We start from the raw sequence: 25546 nt of genomic DNA, 5'->3' as shown, positions 1-25546 counted from the left end.
CTAAAATGCGTGAATTTCAAGGAGCATGACAATGAGTAAGAGAAAACGCGTATTGGTCAAATTTTCAGGCGAGGCCTTGGCTGGAGAAAATGGTTTTGGTATAGACACAGCTGTGCTTAAATTTATAGCAAGCGAGATAAAAGAGCTTATAGAAAATGATATCGAAGTTGGCATCGTAATTGGCGGTGGCAACATAGTGCGCGGTGTGAGCGCTGCAAAAGATGGTATCATCAAGCGAACAAGTGGCGATCATATGGGCATGCTAGCAACTGTCATCAACTCGATCGCGATGCGTGAAGCTTTGGAGAGAAGTGGGCTTGAAGTAAGAGTGCAAAGTGCGATCAAGATGGAAGCGATCTGTGAGACTTTCATCGTGGGACGTGCGCAGCGCCATTTAGAAAAGGGCAGAGTTGTTATCTTTGCTGCAGGCACTGGCAATCCATTCTTCACAACAGATACAGCAGCTACGCTAAGAGCTATCGAGATCGGCTCAGATATGATCATAAAAGCGACAAAAGTTGATGGCGTTTATGACAAAGATCCTAAAAAATTCAAAGATGCAAAACTTCTAAAATCACTAAACTACGAAAAGGCGATGAGCGATGACATCAAGGTTATGGACGACACTGCCATAGCTTTAGCAAAAGATAACGCACTGCCGATCTTAGTTTGTAATATGTTTAAGGCTGGAAATTTATTAAAAATAATAAATGAAGAAGAAGCAGCCCTATACTCAGTTGTAAAATAAATTTCAAAAAGGATAAAAATGAGAACAGAACAAATCACAGCAAGAGCACTAAAACAAGTAGGAGATGACAGATATAAGCTTTCACTTATCGTTGCAAAGCGTGCAGAAGCGCTAGCAAATGGCGCCATAGCTTTAGTTGATGCTGATACTTCAAAGATGAAATTTGCCGACATAGCACTACTTGAAGTGGCTGAGGGCAAAATAGGCTTAGAGGCAATAGTTGAAGGAAAATAGTCTTTTTTTAGAGCAGTTGATAGAGCAAATTTTAGCTTGCAAAAACGTTTCAGAAGCGATAAAACTGCTCTTTTCTCTTTGTGAGAGAAGTGAAATTTTAGACAAAGCGATAGATAGCTGCGTCACATCTCACGCTGGACAATACCGCAAAAGTGGCGAACCATACGCCATCCACCCCATCTTAGTAGCCTCTATCGTAGCAAATATGGGCGGCGATGAGAGCATGGTTATAGCTGCACTCCTTCATGACGTGGTCGAAGATACCGACGTAACGCTAGGTGAGCTTCAGGCTGAATTTGGCGATGAGGTGGCAAAGCTAGTTGAAGGGCTTACAAAGATAGTTGCCATTAGAGAAAACAAGCTCGCAAGCTCGGATAGCAACGAAAAACTGGCAAGCTCGGCGCTAACTTTTAGAAAGATGCTCTTAATCTCCATAGAAGACGTCAGAGTCCTTGTCGTAAAGCTTTGCGACAGACTTCACAACATGCTAACTCTTGAAGCGCTAAGGCCTGAAAAGCAAAAACGCATAGCCGAAGAGACGCTTATGGTCTATGCTCCGATTGCTCATAGGCTGGGAATTTCATCGATCAAAAACATGCTTGAAGATCTAAGCTTTAAGTATGCGATGCCAGAAGAATACGCAAAGATCGATAGCTACCTAAACAAAAACAAGCAGCAGCTTAGCCTAAAACTAAATGCTTTTCACGAAAAGGTAAGTCAAATTTTGCTTGAAAATGGCTTTATCGAGGGCACTTTTGAGATACAAAAACGCATAAAACACTACTACTCGATCTACCTAAAGATGCAAAGAAAGGGCATTTCTATCGAAGAGGTGCTTGACTTGCTTGCCATTAGGATCATCGTGCAAAAGCCGCTTGATTGCTACCTTGCACTTGGAAATTTACATATAAATTTTAATCCTCTCATCTCAAGATTTAAAGACTATATAGCGCTTCCAAAGCAAAATGGCTATCAAACGATACACACAACCATTTTTGATAACAAAAGCATATTTGAGGCGCAAGTTCGCACTTATGATATGCATAAAACCGCTGAATACGGCGTTGCCGCTCACTGGAAATATAAAAACGGCGAGGGCAGCCTCTTAAATCCAAAGCTTGACTGGCTAAATGACATCAGCATGCAAAATAGCGAGAATGAGAGCAATGTTGAAGAGCTCTATGAATACGCAAAAGATAGCCTTTATATCGAAGATATCGCAGTTTATTCTCCAAAGGGCGAGGTCTTTACTTTACCACGTGGTGCTACGGCGCTTGATTACGCTTATGAGATACACTCAGAGATCGGACTTTACGCAAAAGAAGCTTATATAAACCGCGTTAGGATGCCACTTTTAACAGAGCTAAAAAATGGCGACATCGTTAGGATAGTAACTGGCGAAGAGGCTAAATTTCGCTGTTCATGGATAAACAGCGTGCGAACAGGCAAGGCAAAGGCGACGATAAGGTCATTTTGTAAGCAAAAGATAAGAGATATAAACTACAAAATGGCGATCGATATCTTAAAATCAGTATTTAATGTCTCAAAAGATAGAATTTTAGAGTGGGTAGAGAGTGAAAATTTAGGCAAAAAGGTATTTCGTGCAGCAACTGATAGCGAGTATCTGCAAGAAGTGGCAAATATGCTTAAAAAATACATCAGAAAAGAGCGCCCATTTATGATCTCTTTGGGCGACAAATACCAGATCAAAAAGCAAAAATTTGAAAATATAGTGATCTACTCAAACCATAAAATTTCAAATGTCGAGTTTGATTATTGTTGCAATCCAAAAAGGGGCGATAGCATAGTTGGCTTTAAAAATGGCCACACCGTGACAGTGCATCACAAGCTTTGCGAGCGCGCTGGCAAGCTAATGGATAAAGGCGATGAGATCATCTTTGTCAAATGGACGAGAAATGCCCCACATAGGTATAAAATTTTATTAAATTTAGAAAACAGAAAAGGTGCGTTGGCTGAATTTTTAACATATCTTGCTAGACTTGATATAAATTTAGCTACAATCTCGCTAAACGAAGCAAATGATCTTAGCGGAGATACGTTTGAAATAAGCGTCGAAATAGCAGAAAACATCGATGCAAACGAGATCAAAGAGAAGATCAAAGATAGATATAAGATTATTGATTTTGTTTCGCAAAGCGACCCATATCATAATTAGGAGAGAAAAATGGTTCAAGATATAGACGATATTTTACAAGAGATAAACCGCGGCGTTGCCGAGATGATCGATGCTGAGAGAGTTGAAAATTTGGTTAAAAATTATTATGAAAAAGGCGAAAATTTCTACGTAAAAGCAGGCTTTGACCCAACCGCTCCAGACCTTCACCTAGGTCACACAGTCGTTTTAAACAAGATGGCTTTGCTTCAAAAACATGGCGCGATCGTGCAGTTTTTGATAGGCGATTTTACCGCTCAAATAGGCGATCCAACAGGCAAGTCAGCCACTAGAAAAAAGCTAGATCAAGAGACTGTTTTAAAAAATGCTAAAACTTACGAAGAGCAAGTTTTTAAAATTTTAGATCCTAAAAAAACTGTGATAATGTTTAACTCAAAATGGTCAAATGAGCTAGGAGCTGCTGGGATGATTGAGCTAACTAGCACATTTTCAGTAGCTAGGATGCTAGAGCGAGATGACTTTGAAAAGAGGATAAAAGCGGGCAATCCTATATCAATCTCTGAGTTTATGTATCCGCTTCTTCAAGGCTATGATAGCGTTGCTATGAAGTGTGACATCGAGATGGGTGGCACAGATCAGAAATTTAACCTTCTAATGGGCAGAACCTTACAGCGAACATATAATATCGGCAAAGAGCAAGCTGTCATCATGATGCCACTTCTTGAAGGGCTTGATGGCGTAAATAAGATGAGTAAAAGCCTTGGTAACTACATCGGCGTTACTGAAAATGCAAATGATATGTTTGCAAAAACGCTTAGCATAAGTGACGAGCTTATGTGGCGCTGGTACGAGCTACTAAGCACAAAAAATCTTGGCGAGATAGAAGAGCTGATGAATGACGTAAATAGTGGCAAATATCATCCAAAAAAGGCAAAAGAGGATCTTGCTTATGAGATAACAGCGAGATATCACGGCGAGGAGGCTGCTAAGGCTGCTATGGCTGAGTTTAACAGCGTGCACTCTCAAAATCAGCTCCCAACTGATATGAAAGAATTTAGCTTAAAAGCGCCGATTTGGATAGTTGAAGCCTTATCTCAGTGTGGGCTAAGCGAGTCAAACTCTCAAGCAAGGCGAGATATAAAAGCAAACGCAGTTAGCATCAATCAAGAAAAAATTAGTGATGAGCAGTTAAAATTAGGAGCAGGCGAGTATATCTTGCAGGTTGGAAAGCGTAAATTTGCGAAGATAAAGGTTGAATAAATGGAGTTAAAGCCGTTAAAAATAGGTAAATACGAGATAAAATACCCGATATTTCAAGGCGGTATGGGGCTTGGCATCAGCTGGGACAAACTAGCTGGCAATGTGAGCTTAGAAGGCGGTCTTGGCATAATTAGCTCAGTTGGCACAGGCTACTATGAAAACCGCAAATTTATAGATAAAGAGCTAAATGCAAAGCCTTTTGGAAGCGAAAATTTCTACTCTACAAGAGGTCTTCGAGCAGTCATAGAAAATGCACGTAAAATTTGTGGTGACTTGCCACTTGGCGTAAATATAATGTATGCTGCAAACGACTACGCAAGGGTGGTTAAAGACGCCTGCGAGGCTGGTATAAATATCATAGTCTCAGGTGCAGGTTTGCCTACAAATTTACCTGAATTTACACAAAATTTTAAAGAGATAGCACTTGTGCCGATCGTCTCAAGCGCAAAAGCACTAAAGATCATCTGTAAGCGCTGGCTTCAAAGATATGAGCGCTTGCCAGACGCTGTCGTGCTTGAAGGGCCACTAAGTGGTGGACATCAGGGCTTTACATACGAGCAGTGCCTTGATCCTGAGTTTTCGCTATTTAATCTCATCCCGCAAGTAAAAGCCGAGATCAAAGAGTGGGGCGACTTCCCTCTCATCGCAGCTGGTGGAATTTGGGATAAAAATGACATCGAAAAGGCGATATCACTTGGAGCAAATGGCGTTCAGATGGGCACACGCTTCATCGGCACTCACGAGTGCGACGCAGACATCGGCTTTAAAGAGGTCCTGCTAGCAGCTGAAGAAAAAGACATCGAGCTTATAAAGAGCCCAGTTGGCTACCCAGCTCGCGGGATAAGAACAAATTTGATAAATTTAGTCGATAAAAGAATGGGGCCAAAGATCCAGTGCATAAGCAACTGCGTAAGCCCTTGCCAAAGAGGAAAAGAGGCAAAGCAGGTGGGATACTGCATCGCGGATAGGCTATTTGACGCATATAGCGGCAAAAAAGAGAGCGGGCTTTTTTTCACGGGAGCAAACGGCTACAAACTAAAAGAGCTAATAAGCGTAAAAGAGCTAATGCATAAGCTGGTACATGGTGAATGAAACGGGTTTTAATATCTCTTTTTCTAACATTTAGTTTTCTTTTTGCAGCGACAAATTCGGAGACTTTTGCCAAATTTGATAGAAATTTTATGGCTCTAAATAGAAGCGCAAAGATCAAGCTTCATAATGATATAAAAAATATCTATGTTGATGCGATCATCAAAAATGATAAAAACACGAAAAAGCAGGCACTCACTAGACTTATAACCAGCTCAAAAGCGCTTGGTTTTGACTCAAGCGCATATATAAGAGATATAAATGCGATAAACGGCGTAAAAGGTGCCAGCGCGCAAGCGGTTTCGCCAGCTTTAACGCTACTAAGCGCTACAAAGGTAAATGATACCTTGGTGCTTAAATTTAACACGAAGCTAGATACCGCAAGGCTAAAAACATCGTTTGCCAAACAGCAAAATGCCTACAAAAATATCATGGACATCGATGGCAGGCTAAATGGCAACCCGCTAACTTATAAAAATTTCATCTCAGACTACATCCACATCTCTCAGTATGACAAAAATACCGTCAGGATCATCTTTTCTGACAAGGCGCAAAAGACGATAAAAGCAAATGCGACTGGCGATTTGCTAATAATAAGCGCTCAAAATTTCATCTCAAATGAAAATGTAAGAGCGCCACTTCATAAGCTTAAAAATAAAAATGAAAAGCCAGCACAAAGCGCCGTAGAGCCAAATTTAAAGTCTGAGCCAGCACAAAGTGAGCCAGTAGAAGAGCCTTTGCCTCCAGTTGCTGCGGGTAAATTTTCACGCAACAAAACGATCGTCATCGACCCAGGGCATGGCGGCACAGATCCTGGTGCGGTAAATGGCAGTTTAAAAGAAAAAACAGCCGTTTTAGGTGTAGCCAAAAAGCTTGGCGAGATACTAAAATCTCGTGGTTACAAGGTCTATTTCACCAGATCAACTGACGTTTTTATAAATTTAAGATCAAGAACGAAATTTGCAAATGACAAGATGGCTGACCTCTTTGTCTCTATCCACGCAAACGCCGCTCCAAACGCTGCTAAAGCAAAGAGCATGCACGGCATCGAGACATTTTTCTTATCGCCTGCAAGGAGCGAGCGCAGCAAAAACGCAGCCGCACTTGAAAACAAATCAGACATCGAAGAGATGAACTATTTTTCGCAGCAAACGTTTCTAAACGTGCTAAACCGCGAGAAGATCATCGCCTCAAACAAGCTTGGTATCGACATCCAAAAAGAAATTTTAGCAAGTGCTAGAAAGGTCTATGCAGCCAGCGACGGCAGCGTGCGAGAGGCGCCATTTTGGGTACTCGTGGGCGCTCTTATGCCGGCAGTTCTTGTCGAGATCGGCTACATCACGCATCCAGTCGAGGGCGAAAAACTCTTTGACGAGGCCTATCAAAAAGCCCTTGCAAACGGCATCGCAAACGGCATAGATGGATATTTCGCAAAAAATAGATGAAAAATGCAAATTTGAGCTTTAAAGGGCAAATTCCATTTAACGAAGAGTTTGGTGACATCTACTTTAACACCGAAAAACCCTGGCTTGAGAGCGAATTTGTCTTTGCGAGCGCACTTGATGAAATTTGGCAGAGCAAAGATAGCTTTATAGTCGCTGAGACTGGCTTTGGCGCCGGACTAAATTTCTTCACACTTTGTAAGAAATTTAAAAATAGCTCCAAAAAACTTCATTTCGTTAGCATCGAAAAAAGCCCTATCAAAAAAGAAGATCTTTTAAAAATTTATGAAAATTTAGGCATTTTTAAAGCCTACGCCAAAAAACTAGTTTCGCTCTATCCACCGCTAATTTCAGGCATACACCGCATAAATTTCGCGCCAAATATCACCCTTGATCTTTGCTACGGCGAGGCGGATCAAATTTTGCCTGAGCTTGATTTCGCCGCTGATATCTGGTTTTTAGACGGCTTTGCCCCAAGCAAAAATGGCTCGATCTGGAGCGAGGGCGTCTTTAAGCAGATCGCAAGGCTAAGCAGGGTTGGCACCATAGTTAGAACCTACTCGTGCGCAAAAATGGTAAAAGATGGGCTAAAAAATGCTGGCTTTTTACTGAGCCTAAAAGAGGGCTACGCTAGAAAACGCCAGATGAGTAGCGCCGTGCTAGAGAAAAAGGATGAAAATTTAAAGGACGCTTGGTTTGCGAGATGCGAGCCAGTTGCCAGCGTAAAAGGCAAAACAGCGCTTGTTATAGGAGCAGGAGTGGCTGGACTTGCCACCGCTGGAGAGCTAGCTAAAAATGGCTTTAAAGTGGTGATCGCTGAGGCAAAGAGTGAGGTCGCGACAAATGGCTCAGGCAACCACTGCGGCGCCTTGATGCCATTAGTTACGAAGCCTGGGGTAAATTTAGGCCGCATGCACATAAATGCGTTTTTGCAAGCAGTGAGATTTTACAAGGCAAATTTACCAAAAAGCCTCATCAAATTTAATGGCTGCATCGACTATGCATTTGATGACGAGCTCGTTAAAAGATACGCATCGTGGCAGGATCAAAGCGCGGAGGATATTTTTAAATTTGATGAGAGCTTAAAGCCATATCTTGGGATATTTATAAAAGAGGCGGCATACGCTAGGCCAAGAGAAATTTGTAAATTTCTATCAAGTAACTTTGAAATTTTATTTAACCACGAGTACGAGAGTAGGGCGCACCTGCAAAATGGCAAGATAAGCGTTAAATTTAAAAATAAAAAAAGCTTGGAGGCTGATATCTTAGTCTTTTGTACAGGTAGTAAAAGTAGCGAAATTTTTAAAGACTATGACATGCAAATAAGTAGCGTCCGCGGTCAAGTCACGCACCTAAAACCAGTGCTAAAAAATGAGCTGCCACTAAGCGCAAAAGGCTACATCTGCCCAGCCGTAAAAGGTGTGCAAGTCATCGGCGCAACCTACGCTAGAAATGAAATTTGCGACATGCCTAAAGATGAGGATAACGCTAAAAATTTAAGCGACGTGAGCGAGTTTTTTGACGCCACAAAAGCCACCATCATCGGCTCACGCGTGGGATATAGAAGTTATAGCGGAGATAGATTTCCGATAATCGGCGCTTTGCACGACGAGGAGTTTTACAAGCAAAACTACAAAGGGCTATTTTGGAGTAAAAATAAAGATAACAATCCAAAAGCAAGCTACGAAAAAAATCTCTTTGTAAATTTCGCTCACGGCTCAAGGGGCCTTGGTACGGCGATACTTGGAGCAAATTTGATAACCGATCTTGTGCTTGCCCGCCCACTTTGCATAGAAAGATCGCTATTTTACGAGCTACACCCTGCTAGATTTTTGATAAGAAAACTAAAAAAAGGACTAAAATAGTCAAATTCCTTAACATATGTTAAGAACTGTTATCAAAACTTGCATTATAATCCTTCGCAAAAAAGGATACAACTTGAGCAAAATTTATAATCTTGACAAAGACACAAAGATAGTTGAAAAAAGCGTCGTTAGTAAAAGGCTCTTTCAAAACAAAAACGCAAGTGTAGATATATACGCATTTGATGAGGGTGAGGAGCTTGATCACGAGATGCTTTTTATAGATAGCCTTGCCTTCGTCATAGACGGCGAAGCGCAGCTTGAATACGGCGAAAAGCAGATGAAGCTTGGACGCGATGAAGCCTGCCTTATCGAGGCAAAAACCTGGCGAAAGCTCAAATTTACAAAGAAGACAAAATATTTACTAATAGATTTTAAGGAGAATGTTATGATAGATCATTTAGACAAAGCGAGTGTCTTTAGCCTCGCAGATGCCGTTAGCTACGAGAGTGGCAAGATAGTTAGCAAGACGCTTGTCAAAAACGAAAATGGCTCGATGTCACTACTTAGTTTTGACAAAGACCAAGAGCTATCAACTCACGCTGCCCCTGGCGATGCGCTACTTATCGCGCTTGATGGAGAGCTTGATTTAAAGATAGCTGATGAGAGCTTTCACCTAGTAAAAGGCGATAGCATCGTGCTTCCAGGTAAGATCCCGCATGGCCTAAAAGTGAAAGACAAATTCAAAATGCTTCTAATCGTCACAAAAGACAAAATGTAAAAATAAGCCCTATCTTAGGGCTTTTCTCTTTTACAAATAACATTAAATTTACCCTTAATAACTCAAAAAGCAAAGTCATAATATAATCTCTTTAAAATTTAAAGAAGAGCTATGAAAAAAGAAAATTCCAAACTATTTTTACTACTATTTTTGGGCGCGCTTTCAGCTTTTGGACCATTTGTCACAGACCTTTACCTGCCAGCACTTCCAGCCATAACTGAGTGGTTTGGCACAAGCGTTTCAGCAACCCAGCTAACTCTTACAACCTCGATGGCAGGCCTTGCGATCGGTCAGTTAATAGTTGGTCCAATCAGCGATAAATTTGGGCGAAAAACACCACTTACCATCTCGCTCATAATCTACACGATAAGCACGATTTTTATATTTTTTGCGCAAAATATCCAGTTTTTTATCTTTATGCGCATCATCCAAGGGCTTGCAAGTGCGGGCAGTCTGGTTATCTCAAGAGCCGTTGTGAGCGACCTTTACAAGGGTCACGAGATGACTAAATTTTTTAGTCTTATGATGGTTGTAAATGGTCTTGCTCCGATATTTTCGCCCATAGGCGGTAGCTTGCTGCTTAAATTTACCGACTGGCGCGGCATCTTTATGGCGCTAACGATCATCGGCATTTTACTATTTATCGCAAATTTTTACTTCAAAGAGAGCCTAAGCCCCGCTAACCGCCTAAAAGTGCCTTTGCTTCAGACCTACAGCGTCTTTGGCAAAATTTTAAGAAAAAAGAAATTTATGCTATTTATTGCGATCCAGACATTTACGATGGCTGCGATGTTTGCCTATATCGCGGCATCTTCTTTTATCTTACAAGAGTTTTACCTGCTAAGCCCAGTAAGCTACAGCTTTTGCTTTGCGGCAAATGGTCTAGCCATCGTCATAGGTGCTAGGCTTGCAAGCTTGCTAAATGAACGAAAAGCACTAAAAACTGGGCTTTTTGGCACCTTGTTTGCTAGCATTTTTATAGCGTTTATGCTTTGCTTTAAATTTGAAGTGATCGGCGTTATCATCGCATTTTTCTTACTTTTGCTCTTTACTGGCTTTATCTTACCAACGGCCTCATCACTTGCGATGAACGAGGGCAGGGAGTACGCTGGCTCAGCCTCGGCAGTGCTTGGATTTTGCCCATTTTTCTTAGGCGGCGTCATCTCTCCACTAGTTGGTCTTGGTGACATTTTTTACTCGACGTCAATAGCCATTTTAGCTTGCAGCGTGCTTGCTTTTATCTCATTTTTAGGACTAAAAAGAGTTGCGTAAAATTTATCTTGTCTCAAACACAAAAACGACTGATGAGAGCGTTATAAATTTAAGCGTTAGTAAGATAGAGTTTTTGAAATTTGAGATAAATTTAAGCGAATATGACGCGCTTGTAGCAACCTCAAAAAATACCTTTAAAGCTTTAAAATTTAATGGCATTTCGCCTATAAATTTGCCAGTTTTTGCTATCGCAAATAGTTGCGCAACATCTGCAAGAGAGTTTGGTTTTAGTGAAATTTACACTGGGCAAAATGCTCATGGAGATGACTTTGCAAGAGAAAGTTTGCCACTTTTAAAGGGCAAAAAGGTTCTTTATCTAAAAGGCAAAGATAGCGCTTCAAATTTCTTAGAAATTTTGCAAGATGGCGGCGTAAATATAAAGGCGGTCATAGCTTATGAAAATGTCTTAAATCCTTGCAAAATGGAGCTAAAGCCACCAAAAAATAGCATTTTGATCTTCGCATCTCCGATAAATGTGAGAAATTTTCTAACTAATTTTGGCTGGGACGATAGCTATCAGACGATAAGCATCGGAAAGGTCACTGCAAAAGAGCTAAAATTTAGCACGCCACTTGTTAGTCAAAGTCAAGATATAAACGCTTGTATCGCACTTGCCAAAACATTACTTTAAGCAAAGAATTTATATAATTTTATTGCCTGAGTGAAGCGAGTCAGCATTTTACGGGGTCCAACACTTTTTTGTTAGCGAAAAGGTATGGGTGCCTTGCGATGTGGCTTCGTTTGAGCCTTAAACAGCGAGAAGTTGCAACCTTTTGGTATCCATCTATTTGCAAGATTGGCTTTGTTTATGGGCCACTCTTCTATGCGACGCCCACTTGGGTTTTTAAATTTACGGAGATAATATGAACATTCTCATAATAGGAAGTGGCGGCCGCGAATACGCCATTGCTCTAAAACTAAAAAGCGAAAAAAATATAAATTTATACTTTGCGCCCGGAAATGGTGCGACCTCACGCCTTGGTGAGAATTTAAACATAAAAGACTTTCATGAGCTAGCAAATTTTGCCAAAAAAAATAGTATCGATCTAACTATCGTGGGACCTGAAGCGCCTCTTAGTGAAGGCGTGGTGGATATCTTTAAAAAAGAGGGTTTGCTCATCTTTGGGCCAAGCAAAGCAGCTGCTAGACTTGAGGCTAGCAAGGCCTATATGAAGGACTTTTTAGCTAGAAATAATATAAAAACTGCAAAATATTTAAACACAGACGACAAAGAAAAAGCATTTAAATTTATTGATACCCTAAGCGCTCCGATGGTCGTAAAGGCTGATGGACTTTGCGCTGGAAAAGGCGTGATCATCGCAAATTCCAAAGAAGAAGCCAAAGAGGCAGTTAGCGACATGCTAAGTGGGGCTAGCTTTGGTGATGCTGGTAAATTTGTGGTGGTTGAAGAGTTTTTAGACGGCTTTGAGCTAAGCTTTTTTGCCATTTGTGACGGCGAAAATTTTGTAAGCTTGCCAGTGGCACAAGACCACAAACGCCTGCTTGACAACGACGAGGGTCCAAATACTGGCGGCATGGGCGCTTATGCTCCAAGTCCGCTTGCTTCAAAAGAGCTGATAAAAAGGGTTGAAGAAGAGGTGGTAAAACCTACATTAAAAGGGATGAAAAACGAGGGCAGTCCGTTTTGTGGAGTGCTTTTTGTGGGGCTGATGATCGTAAAAAATGAGCCTTATGTGCTTGAGTTTAACGTGAGATTTGGCGATCCTGAGTGCGAGGTCTTGATGCCATTAATCGACGGAAATTTGAGTGAAATTTTACTAAACGCTGCAAAAGGCGAGCTAAAGCCTATCAGCTTAAAAGATGAATTTGCTGTTGGCGTCGTGATGTCTAGCAAAAACTATCCGTATAAAAGCAGCCCAAAGGCTAAAATTTCAGTTTTAAATGATGTAAAAGACGCCCATATAGCTTACGCAGGTGTGAGCAAAGAAGGTGATGAAATTTACGCAGATGGGGGTAGAGTGCTAGTCTGCGTGGCGACTGCAAAGAGCATAAAAGAGGCACGTGATAAGGCCTATGAGCTTTGCGAAAATGTCAAATTTGACGGAGCACACTTTAGAAAAGATATCGCGTGGCAGGCTCTAAAATGAGTATGCAGATAGAAGAGAAGCTTCAAAACGAAGAAATTTCACTTGCTCCTTTTGCTAAGAGGATCATGGCGTTTTCTATCGATGAGATCATAGTTTCGTTTCTTTTTATGATCATCTATTGGGAGCCTCTTTCTACTAGTACTAACTATGATGACGCTAGAAATTTAGTATTAAATTTATTTTGGCAAGTGGTAGCTTTAAAAGTCATCTATCACACATTTTTTGTTTGGTATTATGGCGCAAGCCTCGGGCAGATGATAACAAAGACGATGTGTATAAATGTAGAAATTTTAGATAAGCCAAATTTAACTCAAAGTCTTGTTAGGGCGATATTTAGGATAGTTAGTGAAGCTTGTTTTTATCTTGGCTTTGCTTGGGCACTTTCAAACCCTGCAAGGCAGACGTGGCAAGACAAAATAGCAAAAACAGTGGTGATAAATGCGTAAAATTTTATTTTTAATTCCGGTTTGTGTTTTTAGTTTAAGTGCAGCAGTGCAAGATGTACAGCTATTGGCTGATGATGTGAAGCAAGATAAGGGCATCGTAACGGCAAACAAAAACGTCGTTGTATATTCGCAAGAGTATCTTGTGACGGCTGATTGTGCTGTTTATGATCAAAACAACTCAGTCATTGAGCTCTTTGGCAATGTCAATATGATGAAGGGCAAAGATGAGGTCTCTCGCTCAAACTACGCTAAGCTAAATTTAAAAAACAACAATGCTGCTTTTGAGTCACTCTTTATGATGAACAAAGACATGGAAGTGTGGATGAGAAGCGACGAGAGCAGCTCTGATAGCGAGTACTACAGAGTAAGAAAGGCGATGGTTTCAAGCTGCAACGTCCAAGATCCTGACTGGAGCATTACCTCAAGCTCAGCCATGCTAAATAAACAGAGCAAATTTTTGCACCTTTTTAACCCAGTCTTTCGCATTGCAAACGTGCCAGTCTTTTACCTGCCATACTTTGGCTTCTCAACTGATACTACAAGAAGGACAGGCCTTTTGCCACCAGAGCTTGGATATGGCAAGTCAGAGGGCTTTTACTACAAACAACCAGTCTATTTTGCACCTTATAATGAGTGGGATCTGGAGTTTGATCCGCAGATAAGGACAAACAGGGGCGCTGGAATTTACGGTGCTTTTAGATTTACTGATTCGCCTGATTCAAGAGGTGAGATCAGCTTTGGTTCATTTACTGATAAAAACAGCTACCGAGCCAAGCAAAAAAGTGAGACTTCAAACAGAGCTGAGCTAAAAAACAAAACTCACAAAGGTGTCGGGCTAAAATATGAAAGAGATAAACTCATAAAATATCTTAGCGAGGCTGATCTGCAAGAGGGCATGTGGATAGATGCAACCAAGCTAAATGATATAGACTATCTAAATTTAAAGGGCAGAGATGATGACTATGACTCGCTTGTCACCTCTAAATTTAACTACTTCATAGCAAATGACGATCACTACTTTGGCGCCTATGCGAAATACTACATAGATACCGAAAAGATCGGCTCAAAGAACGAAAACAAAGATACGCTTCAAGAGCTTCCATCGCTTCAGTATCATAAATTTACAGACGATATAGTCTTGCCAAATATCTTATATTCAATCGATCTTCAATCACACAGATATGATAGAAAGATAGGCGTTAGAGCAACTCAGTATGAATTTACTCTACCAGCTTCAGTTCATGTGCCACTGTTTGATGATAGCCTAACATTTTCATTTTATGAGTACCTTTACGCTTCAAGGATAAACTACGAAAACAAGATAAATTCATTTGATGACAAAAGAGAAGATAAACACGCAAATTTTGTAAATAACTATCATAAATTTGCCCTTCACACAGACCTTGCAAAGGCGTATGAGAGCTTTTATCACACTTTAAATTTTGGTGCTGAATATTTGCTACCTGGCTACAGAAAAGGAAATTTAGACGACGAGTTTATCTATGACAAAGATCTAAATGAGTATGAAAATTTCTTAGCTCAAGATCAGAGCAAAGAGGAAGTTTCTGGCTATTTGACGCAGTATTTCTTTAACGGCAGTGGCATAAAAGTCGTAAAACACAGCATCTCACAAGGTTACTACACAAAAGATGATGAGTATTCAAATTTAAAAAATGCCATCTATCTATATCCGTTTGAGAATTTTAGCCTTTATAACAAGCTAGAGTATTCACACAAAGATAGAGAGCTTAAAAAGGTTCAAAATGGACTTTACTATACGCATGATCTATTTTGGATAAATATGCTCCATACGATGAAAAAGAGCGACAGCAAGGCTAAAAATAGTGCAACAAAAGATAGCTACTTTACCAGCAGCGCTGGCGTGAAGCTCCCTCATCAATATAGCCTAATTGGCGGCTGGCAATACGACCTTGAGAGAAGCTACACAAAGAGCTGGAGAGTTGGCGTGCTTCATCAAAGAAAGTGCTGGAACTACGGGCTGATCTACCAACACGATGTCGAGCCGACAACAACGACAAATGGCTCAGCCTCAACTAAGAAAAGTGGCATCTACTTTACTATAAATTTCTATCCGATGGGCGGCTTGCACTATGACTTTTCACAAAGCAGCACTACTTCATCAAGTAGCAAATAAGATGGCTAGATAAATGGCAAGCGTTAAATTTAAAGATCAACTAGATGCAGCTAACAAGCTCATCGAGATCTTGCCAAAAAAAGAGCTAAATGACGCTAAGACGATAGTTCTTTGCATGTCGCTTGAGTCAGTTATCCTGACTGATGTGGTTTGCAGGGGGTTAAATTTAAGTTATGAGATGCTCTTTAGCGAGCCAATCCCTGCGCCAAATAACAGCGAATGCGACGTAGCGATAGTTAGCGAAACAGAAGATATCGTGCTAAACGATCCTCTCATAAAAGCTTTTAATATAAGCTATGACTACATCTACGGCGAAGCGCATAGAAAATATGAAGAGAAAATTTTAAAAAATGTCTATAAATACAGAAAAGGAAATTTGATAGGAGAGCTAAAGGGCAAGAATATTTTACTGATCGATGAGGGGTGTGAGACTGGCATGACGGCACTCATCTGCATAAAGACGCTGCTTGATGTGAAGGTAAAATCCATCTCATACGCAACGCCGATGATAGCCACTGATGTCTTTGCAAATTTAAATGATATGGTCGATGAAATTTACACGATAAACAAGATCGTTGATTTTATCGATGTGGATTCGTACTACGAGAAAAAGATCGAGGCTACGAGCGAGCGCATCATGTCGATATTAGAAGAGAGCCCTCACTATTTACCGTTACAAAAACAACAAGGAGATAAAAATAATGCAATATAGTATAGAAGTCAATAATCAGGTCGAAATTTTTGACCTTAATAAAGTAGCTAAACAAGCTAGTGGGGCAGTGCTTTTAAGGGTGAAAAACACCGTAGTTTTAGCAACTGTGGCAAGAGAAGATGTGCAAGTTGAAGAGGATTTTTTACCTCTAACCGTGCAATACATCGAAAAAGCTTACGCTGCTGGTAAAATCCCAGGTGGTTACGTCAAGCGCGAGACCAAGCCAGGCGACTTTGAGACGCTAACAGCTCGCATCATAGATAGATCACTTCGCCCACTTTTTCCAAAAGGCTACGCATACCCAACACAGATCGTTGTCATGGTACTTTCAGCTGATCCTGAGGTTGATTTGCAAGTTGTGAGCCTAAATGCGGCTTCAGTTGCACTATATCTTAGCGACATCCCTGTAAATCGCCCAGTTTGTGGTGTAAGAGTTGGATATATAGATGATAAATTTGTTATCAATCCAAGCAACTCTGAGCTAAAACAAAGCGCGATCGACCTATATGTTGCTGGCACAAAAGATGAGCTTTTGATGATCGAGATGAGAAGCTTGCCTCAGCAAACTACGCAGCTCATACCGATGGTAGCGATCGAGCCGATGATAGATCCTAGCCTAAGCGATAGCATGGCGCAAAAGCAAGTGATGAATGAATTTAGTGAAGATAAGATGGTTGAGGCGATCGACTTTGCTGGCAAGGCTATACTAAGAGCTAGCAGCGCTTATGAAGAGGCGTTTAAAGAGCATAAAAAAGAAGACGCCACACTTGAGCTAAAACCAGAGATAGAAAACGAAAATATCGCTATTTACATCGATAAATTTTATAAAGCAGAGGTTAAAAACGCGATCAATCAAATGGCAAAGAGCGAGCGTGCAAGCGAGCTTGGCAAGATCGCTAAACAAATTTCAAGCGATGAGGTAGCTCAAAAAGAGGGCTGGGACGAGGCTGTCATCTCAAATGTCCTTGGCAAATATAAAAAGAAAATAGTAAGAGAGCAGATCATAAACGAGGGCGTTAGAGCCGACGGACGCGGGCTTGAAGAGGTTAGACCTATTAGCATCGAGACAAATGTCCTTCCAAACGCTCACGGCTCATGCCTCTTCACAAGAGGTCAGACTCAGGCGCTAGTTGTCGCCACTCTTGGCACAGATAGCGATGCTCAGATGTATGACATCCTTACTGAAAAAGCTCCTTTGGTTGAGAAATTTATGTTTAACTACAACTTCCCAGGCTTTAGCGTAGGCGAAGCAAGCCCGCTTAAAGCTCCAGGCAGACGTGAGCTTGGACATGGAAATTTAGCCAAACGTGCCCTTGCACCAAGCATCGATCTAGCATCTCCATATACGATAAGGGTTGTTTCAGAAATTTTAGAGAGCAACGGCTCAAGCTCGATGGCTAGCGTTTGCGGTGGTTCGCTCGCACTTAGAGCTGCTGGGGTCAATACCCAAAAACTTGTCGCTGGTGTTGCTATGGGTCTTATATTTGAAGGCGATAAGCACGCAGTTTTAACTGACATCATGGGACTTGAAGACCACGACGGCGATATGGACTTTAAAGTTGCTGGCACAAGTGATGGCATCACAGCGCTTCAGATGGATATCAAGCTTGGAGGCATCAGCCTAGAGGTGCTAAAAGAGGCACTTTATCAAGCAAAACGCGGCAGAGAGCATATCCTTGCTCTAATGACACAGGCTGATAAAAATATAGAGATAAACGAAGATGTGCTTCCAAAACTCGAGCTATTTAGCGTTGATCCAAGCAAGATCGTGGATATCATCGGTCAAGCTGGCAAGACCATAAAAGAGATCATCGAGAAATTTGAAGTTTCAATCGACCTTGATAGAGAAAAAGGCGAGGTTAAAATCGCAGGTGGTGCCAAGAAAAATGTCGATGCGGCAAAAGACTACATCATCTCGATCACTTCAAAAGAGAACTCTCGCTCATTTAGCAAAAAGCCATTTAAACACGACAAAGACCGCGTAAAACCGACATTTAACATAGGCGATGAATTTACAGGAAGCGTAAAAAGCGTGGTTGATTTTGGAGTATTTATCGAGCTAAAAGACGGAGTTGATGGTCTGCTTCACATCTCAAAGATAAAGAGCCCATTAAACGTAGGCGATCAGGTAAAAGTGTGTGTGAGTGAGCAAAAAGGAAATAAAATTTCGCTCTCTTTGGTTGAATAAATTTTTAAAGGATAGATGATGAAATACAAAAAGTTGCTTTTTCCAATAGGAGCAGGGGACGATATCGAGCCAAGAATTTACGGTGCTTTAAAAGTTGCACAATGGTTTAAAGCTCACATGGAGATCCTCACTTGCCAACTAGATCCAAGCGTGGTTTATAATATGAAAATGACGCTTCGTGGTGGAGTGCTTTTTGAGGAATTCTTAAAATCAGCCAAGTCAGAGCTTGCGGTTGAACACGAAGAGAATGAAAAGCTTTTTAATAAAATTTGCGCAGAGCTAGGCATAAAGGTGAGCGACGAGGTCATCGAAGATGTCTGCACTGCAAATTTCACGATCCATAATGGAAAAAGAAGCGCCATAGTTGAGCAAGAGAGTAAATTTTGCGATCTAGTCGTAGCTGCAGTGCCACTTGATGGCAAGATCACTGGCACATTTGAGTCAGCTGTTTTAAAAAGCGGCAAAAATGCGATCGTTATACCTAGAAAGATGCGTGAATTTAAGGCTGATAATATCCTTGTGAGCTGGACAGGAACTACTCAAAGCTCAAGAGCCCTAACTGGCGCGATCGATCTTTTAAAGAGTGCCAAAAAGGTTCAGTGCATCACTTCAAAAGCAAGCCTTGGCGATAACGCTGAGCTAAATCTTAAAAAGCTTGAAGAGTACTTTAAGGTTCATAATATCAGTGCTAGTTTTGAAGTTATAGCAACTACAACGATACCTGGCGAGGCACTTTTAAAGGCTGCAAATGATAGAAATGCAGACCTTATCGTAGCTAGCAGATACGGTGAGAACGGACTAATGGAGATGGTTCTTGGTGGAACATCAAGATTTTTCTTAGAACATACAAATATCCCAGTTTATCTATAATGGATTGCGGCTTGGTCCGCGATCTAATTTATTATTTTGCAAATTTTAAAACTTTACTCACTTGCCTTAGCAACTTACTAAATTTAGCCCTCGTAAAACTCGCCACTAAATTTAGAAGCGTGATATGATTGTTCTTAAATTTTTAAAATTTGCCTACACCTGCCTGACGATAAAACGCATGCGGTGCAAAGCGCTATCGCATGCACATCTAACGTGCGAGGGGTTTGGGGGATTTAAAAAGGGGGATAAGGGGACGTCTTTACTTTCGATTTCGTCTCGTAACTGCGAGCAGACCGTAACTCGAGTCCCCTTGTCTCCCTTTTGAATAAAAAGAAATTTACAAATTTAATCAAGCTATCTTTTAAATTTTTAAAACTTTCATTCACTCGCAAGAATTGACTACAAAAATTTGGCTTCGCTTACCGCTTAACTCAAATTTTAGAGCTGAAATTACTAGTTCATGAAATTTTAAAATTTGCTCGAGTTTTTAACTGTATGCGATTGTGCTAGCGCAGCGCATGCCGTTTAAAATTTTATCGAGGTTAAATTTGACAATGTGATATGCCAGTTCTAGTTTTTAAATTCCTCAAACGCTAAATAGCGCAGCGTGACAACTTAACCAAGCGCTTTGCTCTTGTCGCAGGCTTAAAAAATCTCTAAATTTTAAAGCTATCATTAAGCTTTCATCAAGCGCCTTATTAGCCAAAATTTTGTAAAATCCGCTCATTAAAAAGGATAAAAAATGAGTGAAAATTCTGGCTTTACACACCTACATTTACACACCGAATACTCCCTACTAGATGGAGCTAACAAGATAGAAGAGCTAGCTCATACGCTCCATGACAGAGGCGATACGGCAGCAGCGATCACGGATCACGGCAACATGTTTGGCGCGATTGATTTTTACAAAAAGATGAAAAAAAATGGGATAAAACCGCTAATTGGCATCGAGGCATATGTGCATAACGGCGAGCAGCTCGATGATAAGAGCACCAAGCAGCGCTTTCACCTCATACTAATCGCCAAAAACGAGACTGGCTATAAAAATTTGATGTATCTTAGCTCCATGAGCTATATCGAGGGCTTTTACTACTATCCTCGTATCAATAAAAAAATCTTAAAAGAGCACAGCGAGGGCCTAGTTTGCAGCTCTGCTTGTTTGCAGGGCGAGGTGAGCTGGCATCTAAATTTAAGCGAGCGCAACGTTAAATTTGGCGCTAAAGGCTACGAGCGGGCAAAAGAGGTCGCGCTTGAGTATAAAGAAATTTTTGGAGATGACTTTTACCTTGAGATCATGCGCCACGGCATCGGCGATCAAAGGCGCATAGACGATGACATCTTGCGTATCGCAAAAGAGACTGGCATCAAGGTCATCGCCACAAATGACACCCACTACACTTTTAAAGAAAGAGCCGCTGCGCACGAGGTTTTCATGTGCATCGCGATGAACAAAACCTTAGACGATCCAAACCGACTTCGCCACAGCGTCCATGAGTTTTTTGTTAAAAGCAAAGAGCAGATGAATGAGCTATTTTTAGACATCCCTGAAGCGATAGAAAATACCCAAGAGATCGTGGATAAGTGCAACCTTGAGATCAAGCTTGGCAACCCAACTCCGCCAAATTTTAAATTTACTCTTGAGTGCGCCAAGGAGAGAAATTTGACCCTCCCAGAGCCAGAAAACAGATATAGCTTTAAAAATGACGCTGTTTTTTTCGAGCATGAGTGCAGAAAGGGTCTTGAAGAGAGGCTGAAATTTGTCCCTGAAAATTTACACGAAGAGTATAGAAAGCGCCTTGAGATAGAGATCGGCATCATCAATAAGATGAATTTCCCAGGATATATGATGATCGTTTGGGACTTCATCAACGAAGCCAAGCGTAGAGGCGTGCCAGTTGGCCCAGGACGTGGCTCTGCGGCTGGTAGCTTGGTCGCTTACTCGCTAAAGATCACCGACCTTGACCCTATCCCATACAACCTGCTTTTTGAGAGATTTCTAAACCCAGAGCGCGTTAGCATGCCAGATATCGACGTGGATTTTTGTCAAAGCAGACGTGGCGAGATCATCGACTACGTCACGCAAAAATACGGCAAATTTAACGTTGCTGGCGTTATTACATTTGGTAAATTGCTCGCAAAAGGTGTCATTAGAGATGTCGCTAGAGTCTGCGACATGCCTTATGCGGAGGCTGATGCGATGGCAAAGCTTATCCCTGATGAGCTTAACATCACGCTAAAAGACGCCTACGAGAAAGAGCCAAAGATAGCTGAGCTAATAAGCCAAAATCCAAAGGCGGCTAAAATTTGGAAATTTGCCCTTGATCTTGAGGGACTAAATAGAAACGCCGGCCAGCACGCAGCAGGTGTCGTCATCTCAAACGAAGAGCTTTGGAACAAAACCCCGCTATTTCGCCAGCCAAACAGCCCAGAAGATCGCTTTGTGACGCAGTATAGTCTAAAATACCTTGAAGACGTTGATTTAATAAAATTTGACTTTCTTGGTCTTAAGACGCTAACGGTTATCGACAATGCGATCAAGCTCGTTAAACAGCGCACTGGCAAGGACATCATCTGGGAGCAGGTCGATAAAAACGACTCTGGCGTTTATAAAATGATACAAAGTGGCCAAGCCATCGGCATCTTTCAGATAGAGGGCGAGGGCATGAGAAAGCTAGGAACTAGCCTGCGCCCAGACTGCTTTGAGGATATCGTCGCGATGCTAGCACTCTACCGCCCAGGACCGATGGAGAGTGGCATGCTTGATGACTTCGTCAAAAGAAAACATGGCGAGGCGGAGATAACATACGCATTTAAGGAGCTTGAGCCGATCCTTGCGCCAACATACGGCGTCATCGTCTATCAAGAGCAAGTCATGCAGATCGTGCAAGCCATAGGCGGCTTTAGTCTTGGTGGGGCGGATCTTGTGCGCCGTGCGATGGGTAAAAAGATCAAAGAGGAGATGGATAGGCTAAAGGGCGAGTTTGTAAAAGGCGCTGAGGCAAAGGGACTAAATGGCCAAAAAGCGGATGATCTTTTCGAGCTGATCGTTAAATTTGCAGGATATGGTTTTAACAAGTCTCACTCTGCAGCCTACGCTTATGTCACATTTCAGACAGCTTACTTGAAGGCTTACTATCCAGCTGAATTTATGGCGGCACTTCTAACAAGCGAGGAGAGCAACGTCGATAAGATCGTTCGCTACATCGATGAGATAAAGCGCATAAACATCGATACTTTGCCACCATCTATCAACAAATCAACCAAAGAATTTAGCGTCGTTAAAAATGAGGGTCACGATGGCATTATTTTTGGTCTTGGAGCGATTAAAGGCGTTGGTGGAGCAGCTATTGAGAACATCATCGCTGAGCGTGATGCAAAGGGCGAGTTTAAGAGCATGGACGACTTCGTCTCAAGGATCGATCCATTTAAGGTCAATAAAAAGGTCTTTGAAAGCCTTATAAAAGCTGGCTGCTTCGATGAGTTTGGCTTTAGTCGCAAGATGCTTTTACAAAATGTAGAAAATATCGTAGAAGCTTGCAAAAATGCAGCTCAGATACGTAAAAATGCGGCCGAGAGCCTCTTTGGCGAAGATGATAGCATGAATGATGTGAAGATAAATTTCGTCACTATAGATGATGAATTTGACATCAAGCAGATCTTGAAATTTGAGCAAGAGAGCGTTGGCATCTACCTCTCAGGTCACCCGCTTGATGACTATAAGGACGAGATAAATAAGATCAAATACACGCTAAGCTCAGAGTTTGAGACCTTGCCACAAAGTGCTGAAATTTTGGTGGTTGGCAAGATCGAGGACTTTAGCACAAGGATCACAAAAAGTGGCAAAAAAATGGGCACTATAAATGTGCTGGACTTTCACGGCAACATCGAGATCGCCGTCTTTGAAAGGGAGCTTGGCAACATCGAAGATATCGTAAAAGACGAGGCAAAACGCGATCTGCCTTATGCTTTTAGGATAAATATCTCGCGCGACGATCAGTTTGTAAGGACAAATTTAAATGAGGTTTATAGTCTAGAAGATGCGCAAAATTTAGACTTTAAGACTAGAAAGCTAAAGCAAAACTCTAAATTTAGTAAAAATGAAGAGGCGAGCGCCTCTCAAAAAGTAAGAGAGTACGCCGAGTTAGAGGTGCTTTTAAGCCTTAGCGAGCTTAGCAGGCAAAAGCTGGAGCAAATTTACTCGCTAGTTTTTAGCAAAAATGCTCCAAATAATCAAAAACGGCTAATTTTGAAGATAAAAAATGAAGCAACTGGCGAAATTTTCATCTATAAGACTGAGTTTATCATAAGTGACGATGTAGGCGAAGAGATAGAAAAGCTCGCTGCTTCGGCGTAAATTTAAGGATAAGAAATGTTTGATATTTTTAGAAAAAAGAGCCATTTTTTAGATGAGCTTGGCATAGATAAAAGTAACTGGAGTGAGCTTTTTAGCGCATGTCTTGGCAGAGCGATGCTGCTTCAAAAGAGATTATTTAAGCAAGTGGTTGAGGCTAGCAAGTGGCAGGCTGACTTTGAAAGTGGCAAAATTTGCTTTGACAAACAGGAGTTTGATATGCAGTTTATCGGCTCTGAGAGCTTTTCGTCAAATACTTGGCTTTGGGGCTATGAAAATGTAAATGGCTTTGATGAGCGCTTGCTTAGCCTTGCAAATAGGGCGCGTGAGTTTGGCGAGAAATTTGGGCTTGAAGCGTTTAGCACGGCGCGGTTTGAGCTGGACGAAAATGTAAATGGTCATACGCTTAGCTTGGTTGCTTGCGTGGCGCTTGATGAGGAGCTAAGCTACTACAAAATTAATTACGACGGAGGTGCTGCGTACGTGGCATTTAGGGCGGAGGCCATCTTTAAAGAGCCAGTTTTAGCAAATGAAGTAATAAGCGTAGTAAATGAGTGCTTAAGCGCCTATGAACTGGATCACAAGCTTTTTATAAAAGGACTTTTGTTGGGCAGCGAGATAAAATTTAGTGAAAACAAAGATGAAATAGTAGCTAAGTTTAAAGATGAACTTAGCTTCAAATTTGATAATCTTAATAGGCTCATAAATATTTCAGGTGCGATTTAGCAATAGTTCAGCTATATTTTTAAGCTTAAATTCATGCAAAAGGTTTGAAATTTTATCTGCTGAGTTTAAATTTAGCCCAAGATCACTTGCTAACATTTTGTAATAAATTTGAGGATTTTGGCTTAGATCAATAGGTGGTGATTTCGAGCTTTTAGAAAGCTTTTTAGCTCCGTCTAAAAGTAGCTTGTGGTGGATAAATTTAGCATTTAAAAAGCTAAAATTTAGCCTTTTTGCAAGGTATCTTTGAGCTAGCGTGCAAGGCAGCAAGTCCTCGCCTCTAACGACCAAATTTACCCCCATATCCTCATCGTCAATGACGCTTGCGAAGTTGTAAGCTGGAGTAAAATCCTTTTTATAAATTACAAAATCGCCCATCTGCGCTGCCACTTGCCTGCCAAGCTCGTCGTTTTCATCCACGCTTAGTCTGATAGCGGTTTTATCTTTTATAAATTTTAACTTTTTGTCTTTGCAAATTTTAGTGTAAATGCTGTTTTCATAGGCATCTTTGGTAGCTCTTGTGCACTCACAAATGTAAATTTCATCTAGCTTTTCAAGTGCGTTTTCATATCTTTTAGCTCTTTTTTTAAAGCTAAAATTACGCTCAAAGTCGCTAACGCTTGTGGCACCTTTGTCGTAACAAAGCCCCAGAAATTCTAAAACGTCAAAGATATTTTGAACAAATTCGCGCCGGTATCTGCCAAGGTCATAATCATCGATCCTTAAGTATAAAACGCCACCCAGTGAGCGCGTCAAAAGGTAAGTCAAGATGAAGTTGTAGGCGTTGCCAGCGTGCAGGTAGCCGCTTGGCGTCGGAGCTATGCGAGAGACTATGCCACCAGATGGTGGCAAATAGTCATTAATCCCTTGGTCTAGCCTCATTTACTCTTAAAGTGCGTCCGCCAAGTTCTTTTTCATTTAGTGCGTCGATCGCCTTTTGGCCCTCGTTCGCGTCGTCCATTTCAACAAATCCAAAGCCCTTTGAGCGGTCTGTTTCTCTATCTTTTACGATCTTTGCGCGCCTTACTTCACCAAATTGTGCAAAAGCTTCCTTCAACTCTGCCTCTGTCGTTCTATACGACAAATTTCCTACATAAATGTTCACAGGATTATTCCTTAAAAAAATTATCGATCTGATCGATTAGAGAAATAATAGCTTATTTCCGTCAAAAAGATGTAAAAATCAAAAAAAATATTACAAATTTTTAAAAAATATCCTTAAATGCAACAA

At 41.2% G+C, this 25546-nt stretch carries 20 protein-coding genes; 18 read left to right on the top strand and 2 right to left on the bottom strand.

What is annotated here, in order from left to right:
- Positions 1 to 31 precede the first annotated feature (31 nt).
- The 18 genes from pyrH (at position 32) to CVT14_RS04195 (ending at position 24318) form a co-directional block, all read left to right on the top strand.
- Positions 32 to 748, top strand: coding sequence for a UMP kinase (gene pyrH, locus CVT14_RS04285; RefSeq protein ID WP_009294284.1), 717 nt, complete (start codon positions 32 to 34; stop codon positions 746 to 748).
- 18 nt (positions 749 to 766) lie between these two features.
- The gene (locus CVT14_RS04280) at positions 767 to 982 is read left to right on the top strand and encodes a DNA-directed RNA polymerase subunit omega (RefSeq protein WP_004317259.1); all 216 of its coding nucleotides are present in this window, start codon (positions 767 to 769) and stop codon (positions 980 to 982) included.
- Complete coding sequence (locus CVT14_RS04275) at positions 969 to 3158, top strand: RelA/SpoT family protein (protein ID WP_021088672.1); 2190 nt, start codon at positions 969 to 971, stop codon at positions 3156 to 3158. The genes CVT14_RS04280 and CVT14_RS04275 overlap by 14 nt, the downstream gene beginning before the upstream one ends.
- 9 nt (positions 3159 to 3167) lie before the next feature.
- The gene (tyrS, locus tag CVT14_RS04270; RefSeq protein ID WP_021088624.1) at positions 3168 to 4376 is read left to right on the top strand and encodes a tyrosine--tRNA ligase; all 1209 of its coding nucleotides are present in this window, start codon (positions 3168 to 3170) and stop codon (positions 4374 to 4376) included.
- The gene (locus CVT14_RS04265; RefSeq protein WP_004317256.1) at positions 4377 to 5468 is read left to right on the top strand and encodes a nitronate monooxygenase; all 1092 of its coding nucleotides are present in this window, start codon (positions 4377 to 4379) and stop codon (positions 5466 to 5468) included.
- Complete coding sequence (locus CVT14_RS04260) at positions 5465 to 6910, top strand: N-acetylmuramoyl-L-alanine amidase family protein (RefSeq protein WP_021088608.1); 1446 nt, start codon at positions 5465 to 5467, stop codon at positions 6908 to 6910. Before CVT14_RS04265 ends, CVT14_RS04260 begins: the two co-directional genes overlap by 4 nt.
- Positions 6907 to 8772: a bifunctional tRNA (5-methylaminomethyl-2-thiouridine)(34)-methyltransferase MnmD/FAD-dependent 5-carboxymethylaminomethyl-2-thiouridine(34) oxidoreductase MnmC gene (gene mnmC, locus CVT14_RS04255; RefSeq protein WP_107849786.1), complete on the top strand. Its 1866-nt coding sequence runs from the start codon at positions 6907 to 6909 to the stop codon at positions 8770 to 8772. Before CVT14_RS04260 ends, mnmC begins: the two co-directional genes overlap by 4 nt.
- Positions 8773 to 8845: 73 nt before the next feature.
- A complete protein-coding gene (locus tag CVT14_RS04250; RefSeq protein ID WP_002941685.1) occupies positions 8846 to 9490 on the top strand; it encodes a cupin domain-containing protein in 645 nt (214 codons plus the stop codon).
- 111 nt (positions 9491 to 9601) lie between these two features.
- The gene (locus tag CVT14_RS04245; protein WP_107805168.1) at positions 9602 to 10762 is read left to right on the top strand and encodes a multidrug effflux MFS transporter; all 1161 of its coding nucleotides are present in this window, start codon (positions 9602 to 9604) and stop codon (positions 10760 to 10762) included.
- Positions 10755 to 11393, top strand: a complete 639-nt coding sequence (locus CVT14_RS04240; RefSeq protein WP_107849785.1) for a uroporphyrinogen-III synthase — start codon at positions 10755 to 10757, stop codon at positions 11391 to 11393. The genes CVT14_RS04245 and CVT14_RS04240 overlap by 8 nt, the downstream gene beginning before the upstream one ends.
- 232 nt (positions 11394 to 11625) lie before the next feature.
- The gene (purD, locus tag CVT14_RS04235; protein WP_021088674.1) at positions 11626 to 12870 is read left to right on the top strand and encodes a phosphoribosylamine--glycine ligase; all 1245 of its coding nucleotides are present in this window, start codon (positions 11626 to 11628) and stop codon (positions 12868 to 12870) included.
- Positions 12867 to 13316 carry an RDD family protein gene (locus CVT14_RS04230; RefSeq protein WP_002941696.1) on the top strand — a complete coding sequence of 150 codons (450 nt, stop codon included), beginning with the start codon at positions 12867 to 12869 and terminating at the stop codon, positions 13314 to 13316. The genes purD and CVT14_RS04230 overlap by 4 nt, the downstream gene beginning before the upstream one ends.
- Positions 13309 to 15471, top strand: coding sequence for an LPS-assembly protein LptD (locus tag CVT14_RS04225; RefSeq protein WP_021088667.1), 2163 nt, complete (start codon positions 13309 to 13311; stop codon positions 15469 to 15471). The genes CVT14_RS04230 and CVT14_RS04225 overlap by 8 nt, the downstream gene beginning before the upstream one ends.
- Before the next feature lie 13 nt (positions 15472 to 15484).
- Positions 15485 to 16183, top strand: a complete 699-nt coding sequence (locus CVT14_RS04220; protein ID WP_002941705.1) for a sodium:proton antiporter — start codon at positions 15485 to 15487, stop codon at positions 16181 to 16183.
- Positions 16173 to 18371, top strand: a complete 2199-nt coding sequence (locus CVT14_RS04215; RefSeq protein WP_107849784.1) for a polyribonucleotide nucleotidyltransferase — start codon at positions 16173 to 16175, stop codon at positions 18369 to 18371. The genes CVT14_RS04220 and CVT14_RS04215 overlap by 11 nt, the downstream gene beginning before the upstream one ends.
- Before the next feature lie 18 nt (positions 18372 to 18389).
- Positions 18390 to 19241 (top strand): universal stress protein, encoded by an 852-nt coding sequence (locus tag CVT14_RS04210; RefSeq protein WP_103596952.1) that lies wholly within the window; start codon positions 18390 to 18392, stop codon positions 19239 to 19241.
- 742 nt (positions 19242 to 19983) lie between these two features.
- Positions 19984 to 23595: a DNA polymerase III subunit alpha gene (gene dnaE / locus CVT14_RS04200; protein ID WP_107849783.1), complete on the top strand. Its 3612-nt coding sequence runs from the start codon at positions 19984 to 19986 to the stop codon at positions 23593 to 23595.
- A gap of 15 nt (positions 23596 to 23610) precedes the next feature.
- Entirely contained in the window at positions 23611 to 24318 is a 708-nt protein-coding gene (locus CVT14_RS04195; RefSeq protein ID WP_021088587.1) for a DUF6882 domain-containing protein, read from the top strand.
- Here the strand turns inward: CVT14_RS04195 and CVT14_RS04190 are convergent.
- Together CVT14_RS04190 and CVT14_RS04185 are read right to left on the bottom strand one after the other, a co-directional pair.
- Positions 24304 to 25197: a glutamate--tRNA ligase family protein gene (locus CVT14_RS04190; protein ID WP_035169674.1), complete on the bottom strand. Its 894-nt coding sequence runs from the start codon at positions 25195 to 25197 to the stop codon at positions 24304 to 24306. The genes CVT14_RS04195 and CVT14_RS04190 overlap by 15 nt on opposite strands.
- Positions 25175 to 25420, bottom strand: a complete 246-nt coding sequence (locus tag CVT14_RS04185; RefSeq protein ID WP_009294719.1) for an RNA recognition motif domain-containing protein — start codon at positions 25418 to 25420, stop codon at positions 25175 to 25177. Before CVT14_RS04185 ends, CVT14_RS04190 begins: the two co-directional genes overlap by 23 nt.
- Positions 25421 to 25546 lie beyond the last annotated feature (126 nt).

The organism is Campylobacter concisus, from assembly GCF_003048445.1.
Taxonomy (GTDB): domain Bacteria; phylum Campylobacterota; class Campylobacteria; order Campylobacterales; family Campylobacteraceae; genus Campylobacter_A; species Campylobacter_A concisus_BF.
This window is presented reverse-complemented; position numbering and strand designations above follow the sequence as displayed.